Source organism: Bacillus timonensis (assembly GCF_004799755.1).
In the GTDB taxonomy this organism is placed as follows: domain Bacteria; phylum Bacillota; class Bacilli; order Bacillales; family Bacillaceae_L; genus Ferdinandcohnia; species Ferdinandcohnia timonensis_A.
Map to the genome: position 1 here is coordinate 1 of NZ_SLUB01000085.1, position 11,139 is coordinate 11,139.

13 protein-coding genes are annotated in these 11,139 nt (G+C 38.4%); 10 read left to right on the plus strand and 3 right to left on the minus strand.

Going from position 1 to position 11,139, the window contains the following annotated elements:
- From E1I69_RS22730 to E1I69_RS22740, 3 genes are all read left to right on the plus strand, one after another.
- On the plus strand, positions 1–626 hold a 626-nt coding region (locus tag E1I69_RS22730), incomplete at its 5' end, for a transposase (protein WP_136381804.1).
- 386 nt (positions 627–1,012) lie between these two features.
- Complete coding sequence (gene fdhD / locus E1I69_RS22735) at positions 1,013–1,807, plus strand: formate dehydrogenase accessory sulfurtransferase FdhD (protein WP_136381805.1); 795 nt, start codon at positions 1,013–1,015, stop codon at positions 1,805–1,807.
- Between the two features lie 505 nt (positions 1,808–2,312).
- Positions 2,313–3,281: a hypothetical protein gene (locus tag E1I69_RS22740; RefSeq protein ID WP_136381806.1), complete on the plus strand. Its 969-nt coding sequence runs from the start codon at positions 2,313–2,315 to the stop codon at positions 3,279–3,281.
- Between the two features lie 566 nt (positions 3,282–3,847).
- Here E1I69_RS22740 and cydS read toward each other — a convergent pair.
- The 3 genes from cydS to E1I69_RS22750 are packed head-to-tail and all read right to left on the minus strand — an operon-like array spanning position 3,848 to position 6,338.
- A complete protein-coding gene (gene cydS, locus E1I69_RS25555) occupies positions 3,848–3,961 on the minus strand; it encodes a cytochrome bd oxidase small subunit CydS (RefSeq protein ID WP_431731903.1) in 114 nt (37 codons plus the stop codon).
- An 11-nt stretch (positions 3,962–3,972) separates the two neighbouring features.
- Entirely contained in the window at positions 3,973–4,995 is a 1,023-nt protein-coding gene (locus tag E1I69_RS22745; protein ID WP_136381807.1) for a cytochrome d ubiquinol oxidase subunit II, read from the minus strand.
- Positions 4,992–6,338, minus strand: coding sequence for a cytochrome ubiquinol oxidase subunit I (locus E1I69_RS22750; protein ID WP_136381808.1), 1,347 nt, complete (start codon positions 6,336–6,338; stop codon positions 4,992–4,994). The genes E1I69_RS22745 and E1I69_RS22750 overlap by 4 nt, the downstream gene beginning before the upstream one ends.
- A 336-nt stretch (positions 6,339–6,674) precedes the next feature.
- Between E1I69_RS22750 and E1I69_RS25130 the strand changes: the two genes are divergently transcribed.
- The 7 genes from E1I69_RS25130 to E1I69_RS22785 form a co-directional block, all read left to right on the plus strand.
- Complete coding sequence (locus E1I69_RS25130; protein WP_242634681.1) at positions 6,675–6,821, plus strand: GmrSD restriction endonuclease domain-containing protein; 147 nt, start codon at positions 6,675–6,677, stop codon at positions 6,819–6,821.
- Between the two features lie 480 nt (positions 6,822–7,301).
- Positions 7,302–7,646, plus strand: a complete 345-nt coding sequence (locus tag E1I69_RS22760; RefSeq protein ID WP_136381809.1) for a hypothetical protein — start codon at positions 7,302–7,304, stop codon at positions 7,644–7,646.
- Positions 7,647–8,819: 1,173 nt separating this feature from the next.
- On the plus strand, positions 8,820–9,026 hold the full coding sequence (locus E1I69_RS22765) for a DUF1657 domain-containing protein (RefSeq protein WP_136381810.1): 207 nt from the start codon (positions 8,820–8,822) through the stop codon (positions 9,024–9,026).
- Between the two features lie 78 nt (positions 9,027–9,104).
- Positions 9,105–9,560 carry a YhcN/YlaJ family sporulation lipoprotein gene (locus tag E1I69_RS22770; protein WP_136381811.1) on the plus strand — a complete coding sequence of 152 codons (456 nt, stop codon included), beginning with the start codon at positions 9,105–9,107 and terminating at the stop codon, positions 9,558–9,560.
- A gap of 16 nt (positions 9,561–9,576) precedes the next feature.
- Positions 9,577–10,056 carry a stage V sporulation protein AC gene (gene spoVAC, locus E1I69_RS22775; protein ID WP_136381812.1) on the plus strand — a complete coding sequence of 160 codons (480 nt, stop codon included), beginning with the start codon at positions 9,577–9,579 and terminating at the stop codon, positions 10,054–10,056.
- Entirely contained in the window at positions 10,056–11,069 is a 1,014-nt protein-coding gene (gene spoVAD / locus E1I69_RS22780) for a stage V sporulation protein AD (RefSeq protein WP_136381813.1), read from the plus strand. The genes spoVAC and spoVAD overlap by 1 nt, the downstream gene beginning before the upstream one ends.
- A 1-nt stretch (position 11,070) precedes the next feature.
- Positions 11,071–11,139: SpoVA/SpoVAEb family sporulation membrane protein (locus E1I69_RS22785; protein ID WP_136381814.1), on the plus strand; the 69-nt coding region annotated here is incomplete at its 3' end.

Here is an 11,139-nt window from a genome sequence, read left to right on the forward strand (position 1 = left end):
GTAAAGTAGAGGGGATGAAATCTCCTCAGAAACCAAAAGCTACGCGTCTAATTGAAGTAGCTGCTAACTCCATTGGTGTAACAGAAGGACGTGAGATGGCCCGTTTTGAAATTACCACACTCGTTCGCCGTTACCATCAGTTAGAACAAGAAATCCAAAGCATTACACAGCACTTAGTTGAACTTGTAAAAACGTCTGTAGAGTACGAATGGCTCTCAACGGTTCAAGGACTTGGAGATACGACGATTGTTGATTTATTAGCTGAAATCGGAAGCTTTTCACACTACAATGATCCACGCCAACTCATTAAACTCGAGGGATTGACGTTAAGAGAAAATTCCTCCGGTCAGCACAAGGGTCAAAAGCGTATTTCTAAACGGGGGAGAAGAAAGCTACGTGCCCTTCTTTTCCGAGTGATGATGCCGATGATTCGCCACAATGAAGCTTTTAAAAAGCTACATGAATATTACACAAACCGTCAGGTTAACCCGTTAAGAAAGAAGCAATTCATCGTGGTTCTATGTGGAAAACTACTAAAAGTATTACATGGAATTTGTACAAAGCACAAAGCATTTGACGCACAGCGAATGATGAGGGATATTCCTAGTCTCGTAGAGGCTGCTTAACCCTACATCCCCATATTTGACCTAGGCAACAGGATGACACGGAGAAGCTGGCACTATTTTCACCATTCGACCTAGAGTCCCTAAAGGAGCTTCGCTAGCCTCTGCCTTATGACTAGACCAAACGAAGGAATGTAGGTACATTGATGCCCAGAGACATGGGAGGGTACGTCATCATAAGCTACGCAGAGATCCATTGTGCATCGTATAATTCCCTAGCACTACTTACCATCATTACCCAGTAGTGACCGCGTAGCGTACCCATGTATTGGAATAGTTTCACATATTATAAAAATATTGTTAGGGATCTTGTCGAAAAATATTTTTTTGACACCCCAACAACGGATTAAACCGTTGATAAATCAACATTTATAGAGGGAGGTATTCACATGAAGAAACCAACAGATGTGAAACGAGAGATTCTTCGTTTCGGAAACGGTAACTTAGACCTTTTCGAAGATACAATTGTAACAGAATATCCCGTTACAGTGATAATCAATGGAAAGGAATTTGTTACAATCGTTTGCACTCCCGAGTATATTGAAGATATGGTAGTTGGATTTCTAGCTTCCGAGGGCATTATTCGTAAATATGAAGATATAGAAGACATATGGGTCGAAGAAAAAGATGGATTTGTCCATGTGAAAGTGAATAACATCAATCCTTATTACCAGAACTTCCAAAATAAACGCTATTTTACATCCTGCTGCGGATCGAGCAGACAGGGATTTGTTTTTGTGAATGATGCAATGACTGCAAAGAAGATGAAAAGTATTCGTGTTACCCTCTCAGTAGATGACTGTTTTGAGCTAATGAATAACCTGCAGACATCTGCTACGACTTTTCACAATACAGGTGGTGTCCATAATTGTGCATTAGGAGATTTAAACGGGATGGTTCTAGGAAGGATGGATATCGGACGGCACAATGCGCTCGACAAAATTTTTGGATACTGCTTACGAAATCAAATTTTCGTTGGGGATAAAATTCTTATATTCAGTGGAAGGATATCATCAGAGATTTTATTGAAGGTTGCCAAAATTGGCTGCGAATTAGTACTGTCAAAATCAGCTCCAACAGAACTGGCATTGCAATTAGCGGAACAACTGGGCATTACAACCGTTGGATTTATTCGCAGCCATTCACTAAATGTTTATACGCATCCAGAGCGGATTATTATTTAGTTAATTTTATTATGAAATGGTAGAAAACCCTAAGGAATACAACATACTAAAATAGTAAATTTTTCCTGGAAAATAGAAGTAGCTGAGAAAGTTAATGAAATTGCATGTGGATATAGTAATGATTAACGATTTCCACCACTACGTGACATGATTCCTTCATCTCCTTTGTGTTTATAATCCTAATCTCCCTTTCTATGAAGAAATTAATCCTTGAACAATTTAGATGATTTAGTTAGTTTTCTAGTAATATTATTTTTGAATAATCAAGGAGAAAAGAGTTCATCATAATGGTTGTGAAAAATAAAGGAACCACAGAGCAATAATTCTTTATTTATCACCTCCTTTGTGTCCTTAATCATCTTTGCCAGGAGATTAAGGGAAAAAAGGATTGGATTATTGATGATCCAATCCTTTTTAAATTTCTTTATTTAAATTAATAAATAAAAAAAAGATTGGGTAAGATAAACTTGGTTCAATATATTACTAAATTCAGGGAGGTTTTTTCATGAACCAGAACATGAACCAGTCAACTCAGCAATTTAACGGACAAGGCCAGCAAGGAGGATTCTTCTCCGGCCCACAATCAATCATGCAGCCTGGATTTGCGGGAACTGATGCACAGCAGGTGAGACAGGACATTTCTCGTGACCTAAACCAAGGAAGCCAGCAAGGCGGATTCACTCAGCAGACAGGTGGATTTGGAGGCTCACAATCAATGATGCAATCTGGATCTGCAGGCTCACAATCAATCATGCAGCCTGGATTTGCGGGAACTGATGCACAGCAGGTGAGACAAGATATTTCTCGTGACCTTAGACAAGGAAGCCAGCAGGGCATAAATTCTCAACAATTTGGCGGACAGGGTGGTTATTCCCAACAGGCTGGAGGTTTTGGTGGTTCTCAAGGCATCATGCAGGCCGGATTTGCTGGAACCGATGCTCAGCAGGTAAGACAAGATATTTCTCGTGATCTTAACCAGGGTAACCAACAAGGCGGATATTCTCAGCAGTTTGGCGGACAGGGTGGTTACTCGCAGCAGGCCGGAGGTTTTAGCGGTTCTCAAGGCATGATGCAGCGTAACCAAGGAAGCCAGCAAGGCGGATATTCTCAACAATTTGGCGGACAGGGTGGTTTCTCGCAGCAGGGTGGAGGTTTTGGCGGTTCTCAAGGCATGATGCAGCGTAACCAAGGAAGCCAGCAAGGCGGATATTCTCAACAATTCGGCGGACAGGGTGGAGGTTTTGGCGGTTCTCAAGGCATGATGCAGAGTAACCAAGGAAGCCAGCAGAGCGGATATTCTCAACAATTTGGCGGACAAGGTGGTTACTCCCAGCAGGGTGGAGGTTTTGGCGGTTCCCAAGGCATGATGCAGGCCGGTTTTGCTGGAACCGATGCTCAGCAGGTAAGACAAGATATTTCTCGTGATCTTAACCAGGGTAACCAGCAGAATCAAATGAATAGCTATATGCAATAAATTCCTTGCTCACCTATTTTCAGTTTAAAGAATCCGCCCGATAACCTCGGACGGATTCTTTTATGGATGAAAAGAATGAATCAGTTTTGTAAAAGCTTTAAAGAAGAAATGTAATGGCAGCAGTCGAAAATTTCTAATTTTCAAAATTTAATTGATCTAGTGCTTGTTCTGTTTCTGCAGAAAGGAGGAGTGGGGGATACAAACATGATTCCAACCTTTAATTGCATATCATTTTACCAGCTATAAATGTACCTAAAAGAAACCTTCATTTTTATCAAAGCGAACAAGTACCATTACTACATTAATTACAGTCTAAGGGTATTTCATAACCCAATTGTAACCAAAACGGTTTAAGGAATGCATGAAGATTTAACGAAAGGTAGGTAATTTATTGAATCGAAAGGAAACCATTAATTTAACTCGTTTTATTCCGGTGGTTCTCTAATTAGGTCAGATATAAAAATTATTTGGCATTATCTGACCCGATTATTATAATATTGTTATAAAACTCTTCACCGCTTAGTTGGAAATTCGGAGAAATATTCTATAAAAGAGGAGATCCAAGTCTAATCATTCTCGTTATTAAAAATTTCATCTTTTAAAGCCAGCCAAAATGCAGCTGCAATAGAAGCGATAATCACAATAAATGGCGCATAATAGACAAAAAATCCCCTTAACATCAGCATCCTCCTCAAGCATGATCGTTTCGTTTCCCTTGTACATATTCTTTATTGAACACAAACAGCTTAAGCACGAGAATCAGTGACGGAATTAGCAATGCCAATCCGGCGATAAATGCAAAAATCAACGCAATCGCCATCGCTTTATTCGTAAAGCTGTCATAAATGGTTAAATAAGGATAAAGAAGATAGGGATAATGTGATACACCGTAGCCAAAAAAAGCCAGCAAAAATTGCCCAATTAATAATATAAAAGCAAGTCCATATGAACGTCTTTTTAAAATTAAAAACACTGTCCCTAAAAACAAGATAAAAGACACACCGAACATCCACCAAACATCAATTAACCGTTGGTAATGTAAAAAGTTATGCGTCCGTAATTCAATAATAATACCGGTCGCAGTAACAATGGACGGTAACGCCCAAAAGAGTGCGTATTTCCGAAGCAAATTGGTCGCAGGCTCATCCTTAGCAAGATTGGCATACCATGTCAAAAACACGGCAGAAATATATAAGACTGCAGTAAGGCTGAGCACAACAATACTCCAAGTCAACGGACTTGTAAACAGGCCCCAGTAATCCAGCACTGGACCTGATTCTTCTATGGCGACAAAACCTCCCTCTGAAATCGTGAGCACAATTGACAGTGAGGCAGGAATGATTAACCCGGCCAGCCCGTATATATATGTAAATCTTTTATCCAGCCCTCCATACGTGGTGAAGGCATAATAAGCTCCCCGAATTGCGAGTAGGATGATTGCTATACTCGCTGGAACCAGCAGCGTGGTTCCATAATAGTAAGCGGTTTGCGGAAAAAAACCGACAATGCCGACAAAGAAGAAAACCAAGAATACATTTGTAATTTCCCAAACAGGTGATAAATACCTCTGTATTATTTTGTTTAGAATATGCTGTTTACCCGTAAATGTACCGTAAGCATTAAAGAAACCAGCCCCGAAATCGATGGAACCAATCATTATATATCCGAACAGAAACAACCACAACACCGAAATTCCGATAAATTCAAGCGTCATAACCGTACACCTTCTTCCTCAGCTGTCCGGTCGGCCAATTCCTGTTCAACAGGATTGTTACGGAACATCCGTATTAGTACAACAGCACTGCCAATACCGAGGATAAGATATAAACCGGCAAAGAGGAGGAGCATCGTGTCTACTTGGCCGCTGGTTGTGGCGGCATCCTCAGTCCTCTGAATCCCACGCAATACCCATGGCTGACGCCCGACTTCCGTTAGCCACCATCCCGCTTCAATCGCAATAATTGACAGCGGCCCACCAAGCACTATTAGCCATTTGTATGTTTTCGACATAACGAATCGCCATTTTCGCCACAAGCCTAACACATACATTAAAGATAACAAGACCATCCACATTCCAATCATAACCATACTATCAAATAAATAGTGGATATAAAGTGGGGGCCATTCATCTTCCGGAAATTCATTCAGACCGATAACCTCCGCATCCAGGTCACTATGAGATAAATAGCTGAGTCCATAAGGGACTTTTATGGCATATTTCACTTCACCGTCATCGAGGATACCAAACATAAGAATCGGCGCCCCTGTTTTTGTTTCAAAATGCCACTCAGCTGCTGCCAATTTCACAGGCTGGTGTTCTGCTAAATATTTTCCTGAGAAGTCCCCAATGAGGGCTGAGGCTATAGAAAAGATGAGTCCAAGCTTCATCATAAGATACAATCCTTTTTTGTGATAAATATGGTCTGACCCCTTCAATAGCCTAAATGCCCCAATCGATGCAAGTACAAAAGCGGATGTCATATACGAAGTTGCCAGAACGTGTGAAACCTTGCTGGGCATTGCAGGATTAAACATCGATAATAAGGGATCAATATTCACAAGCTGCCCATTTTCTATATCAAAACCCCGTGGAGCATTCATAAAAGCATTTACGATGGTGATAAAAACTGCCGAGAAAGATGCTCCTATAGCTACTGGAATGAGTAGCAGCAAGTGCTTTTTCTGATTTTCAAATCGGTCCCATGTATATAAATAAATACCCAAAAAAATAGCTTCTAAAAAAAACGCAAAGGTTTCCATAAACAATGGCAGAGCAATAACGTTTCCAGCGAGTGACATGAAATTTGGCCAGAGAAGAGAAAGCTGCAATCCAATGGCGGTCCCTGTAACGACACCGACTGCCACTGTAATCACAAATCCCCTGGTCCATCGCCGTGCCAATAATATGTAGTGTTTATCCTGTTTCTTAATCCCGACCCACTGGGCAATCATAATCATAAGCGGGATTCCTACCCCGATAGTTGCATAAATGATATGAAAAGATAATGTCAATTCAGTCAAAACGCGGCTAAAAAAGACAGATTCACTATTCGACACGCCCCCCTCCCCTTTCTTAACCAGCTAAGATGTGTCTAAATAAAGATAAACCCAAAGTTATTGCAACAATGAAAGTTAGGAAAATTAATCTGCGTTCTTGTTTTTTATACACTGGTATCCTCACCTCTATAATCAGTTTTCATCAGCTGAACCTATGGCTTAATGCAGATCGCAGATCTCGGATTGATTTGAAGATTCTCTTATCCTTCCTTAATTTACCCATTTTTATTTCCTTTAATCAAAAATGTATCAGTACATAATTTAAAACTATAAATAACAAAAAGCTTGTCATAATCCTGAACATATAATGCCTCAAAACAAGAATTTATCTACCCAATGGCGAAAAGACCTAGGCAAAATTGGGAAGAAGTTCAGAGGATCCATCTCCATACTTTAGGAAATTTGACGTTAACAAGATATAATTCCGAGTTGAGTGATAAACCATTAAAGAAAAAAGGGATATGGATGGTGTTTTGCAGATAGTTCATTACGATTAAATAAAAGGCTAGGTCAGCTTAAATTTGGAATGAGCAAGTAATTGTGAATAGAGGTAAGAGACTTGCTGAACACGTAATTTTAGTTTGGAGCTATCCAGAACTGTCTGAAGATGTGGTAGCAAATATAAGAAAAGGGCGAATGAGGGTGAGAACGTAATTTTTATGATTAATGATTTCTCTGATTTATCTGGGAATATGTTAGAACTGTTTGAGGAACTTAAAAAAAGGATTGATTTTCAATTCGCAACAAGTCGTTAATACCATGACAGATGAAATTGATAAAATCACTTCTCTTTTAGCGAAAGTAACTGAATTGACAAATGAAACCGTTGAGTACATCCCATGTCTAAAGACGGGCTTTGCCCTGCACGGGTGTTCTTTTCGGAAAATATAAAAATTAGAATAAAAAAAAAATAAACGGAGATAATAATTTAGAATATAAATGACCATAGAAAGGGTGGAAAAAATGAATCTAAAGTGGTTAAGACTAATAACAGCAGTTTTTCTATCTGCCATCATGTTAATGGGGTGTAATAATGTAGAAGAGGATAATGATCCACCACCACCTGATACAGAAGAACTAATTGAAGATCCTGCAGATGTAAATGACCCAGATAATGTAGATGAAAATAAAGATGATGAAGCTGATTTAGTGCCTGATACAGAAGAACCAATTGAAGATTCTGCAGATGTAAATGACCCAGATAGTGTAGATGAAAATAAAGATGATGAAGCTGATTTAGTGCCTGATGCAGAAGAACTAATTGAAGATCCTAAAGATGTAAACGACACAGATGATATAGATGAATAATGATTTAAAAAGGTATAAGACCTTATAAGTTTCAACACCGTTTGTTTAGATTTTCGTTAAAAATTACCTCTTGTGGGGGAAGATGACAGAGTGGGAAATAGAGTAATAGACAGCTTTAAAACTGCCAATTACTCTATTTATTATGTAATTCTCCTTAGGTCCAGATAAAAAAATGTCCTCCTAATAAACCTCAAACTCCACTGTTTTTTCGAGTTGATAGTTTAAAAATCTTTAAAACATTTTAAATTATTTTACTAGTTTTTTCTCTATAGCATGGATCATATCAACCAGTCATTTTTTAAACATTTCATTGGTTTCCCAAGGTTCGATTCGTTATATACGTGGTCTGTGGATCCATAGCCTTACCAATTAAATAGGGCATTGTAGCAACTTCCTCCAATGCATGGACATATACGCATCTTTTGCTTTTTCTAATCCATATTTTACAAAAGGGCAATAATTTTTAACACTTGTGTTTTCAAATGGTTGTTTGATTGTTGTTCTGCCCAAATTTCAGACTCAGGATATAGCAGAAACTAGATGGAATATTGAGGGTGATAATTAGATATGTGATTATGATATTTTTGCACTTTTTAACTCCCTTTCTTAATTTGAGTATAATCCTGAAACGAAAGTTCCTTTCACCTTGTCCCTCAATTATCCTAGAAGTTGCTATAAAATGAATATGCTTATTTTAATGTATCCTGTCCCAAATCCTACTTAGATCTAAGGGAACATACACTTTATTGCCATGAATTTCCTTATGTATAATAGGATTTTTAAAACTCTCCTCTAAACTTCCAAAAAAATTCTTTTGTCTAGCTCGTGGTATTGGCCCTAAAACTATTTCGCTATAATTTTTATGCATATTTCCTATTCTCCTTTGATCATTTTCCACTTGTTAAATAATTTATTAACACAAACCTGCAACTATTACTCCATTTCTAAAACAAAAAGCAAATATGACTATGTTTGGACAAAAATCCCAGTAATTTCAATTTTCACTCCCCTTCCTCTCGCAGAGTTTTAATTACATAATGTATTTTTACCAAAAAATATTAAAATATTTCATATTTGAATTTTTAAATATTCATATATATTTATAAAACTAAATGAATAAATATATATTTTATTTAGCACCATATTAATGTCAAATCATAGGAGGTGTTATTCATGACAGTCATAAATGACGTTAAAACAGCTTTAGCTGGATTAAAAAGCGCACAAGCTAGTTTTGAAACATTTGCTCTTAGTACGGAAAATAAACAAGCTAAGCAACTTTATCAAGATGCTGCTACCCAAACCCAATCTGTTATTGATAATGTTGAACCACGTGTTCAACAAATCGAACAAGAAGAACCTCAATACAAACAACAATAATGAGTATGGCGAAAAGGTTGGTTGAGAGGCCAACCTTTTTTTAGCATCCCAATACTGGTAAAACATGGAGGTGATTTCATGAAAGTAAAAATGTTATTTTTCATTTTAATCCTTATCGGACTGGGTTCAGGGTGTAACGGAAACGAGAATCAGTTAGGTGATAATAATGATTCGAGTATTTCACAAATACATACAAGTAAACCAAATGAACAATCTGTTGCCAATCATGCTAAAGAAAAGATTATTACCAAGGAAGAAATTTCGGATGTAAAAGCAGTGAATACAGATAAGGAGCTTTTAGTAGCGGTAAAAGTCAAAAATTTCAACCGTCTCCGATTAAAAAAGATCGAGAAGTCAGTCAAGTCTGACTTGGAAGAAATGTATCCAGATCATAAAGTATTTGTGTCGAGTGATAAAAAAATGTTCTGGGAACTTGAAAAAATCGAACAAAGGTTACAACAAAATGATACGAATAAGAAGAACCTAAAAAAGGATTTGAACAAACTGAAAAGTCTTATGAAAGAACAAACCTAGGAGGAAGGGTAGAGTTATGTCTAACAATCAAAAGAAAAAACTCACTCCTGTACAACAGGAATACCAAAAGTTGCAAAAACAACGAGAGATCAAAAGACCTTTTGTTCAAAATTGCATAAAGGCCTTTTTAACTGGTGGTCTTATTTGTCTGATTGGTCAGTGTATTACAGACTTTTACATTTATTATTTTGATTTTACTGAGCAAACGGCAGGAAATCCGACGGTAGGTACGTTGATTTTTATGACAATGCTTCTTACTGGTTTTGGTGTATATGATCGAATGGCCCAATTTGGAGGTGCTGGAACAGCAGTACCCGTAACTGGTTTTGGCAATGCGGTGATATCACCTGCCATTGAGCACCGATCAGAAGGATTTGTTCTAGGAGTAGGCGGCAATATATTTAAATTGGCAGGATCGGTAATTTTATTTGGTGTTTTTTCTGCTTTTGTCATTGCACTCATTAAAACCATTTTAATCAAGTGGGGTGGTTTATAATGCTTACGGGTTATCGGACTTGGATCTTCGAACAAAAGCCTGTCATAATCTCAACTGGGACAATTGGTGGCCCATTTGAAGCTAATGGGGCTATTCCAGATGACTTCGATACTCTTCATGCTGATTTATGGCTTGGACAAGACTCCTATGAAAAAGCGCATAGTGTTCTTTTGGAAGAAGCCTGTCAAAAGGCCATGGAAAAAGGGGGAATTCAAAAGGCCCAAGTTCAATTTATACTTGCAGGCGATCTGATTAACCAGATTACTCCGACAAGTTTTGCCAGCCGAACCATTGGAGCTCCTTATTTGGGATTGTTCGGCGCCTGTTCAACCTCTATGGAAGGATTGGCTCTAGGTGCTTATATCGTTAATACAAAAGGGGCTAAATATTTGTTAACAGGAGCTTCCAGTCATGATACAGCTGTTGAAAAACAATTTCGGTATCCTACAGAGTATGGTGGACAAAAACCTCCTACGGCACAATGGACGGTTACTGGTGCCGGTGTGGCCCTTTTAAGTGATTCTGGGGATGGGCCTCGTGTCACTTCTGCCACAATAGGTCGTGTAATTGATATGGGTCTGACCGATCCTTTTAATATGGGAGGGGCTATGGCTCCTGCAGCGGTTGATACCATTGAAGCACATTTAAAAGAACGAAACGTCGATCCGTCTTATTATGACTTAATTGTAACAGGAGACCTTGGGCAAATTGGGCATGAAGTTTCTTTGGATCTATTTAAAAAGCATGGAATTCCTATTCGTAAAGAGCAATACCAAGATTGTGGTCTTATGATTTATCGGGAGGGGCAACCGGTTCTTGCAGGAGCAAGTGGAGCGGGATGTTCAGCAACGGTAGTTTATGGTCATCTGTTAAACCGGATGAAAAAAGGTGAATTTAAAAGAATGTTAGTCGTTGCAACAGGTGCTTTATTATCTCCTCTTTCTTTTCAGCAAAATGAAACGATTCCTTGTATTGCACATGCGGTATCGATTGAATATGGAGGTGAACAATAAGATGACCTATTTTTGGGCATTTACAGTAGGTGGTTTGATTTGTGTGATTGGACAGATAATGTTTGATGTT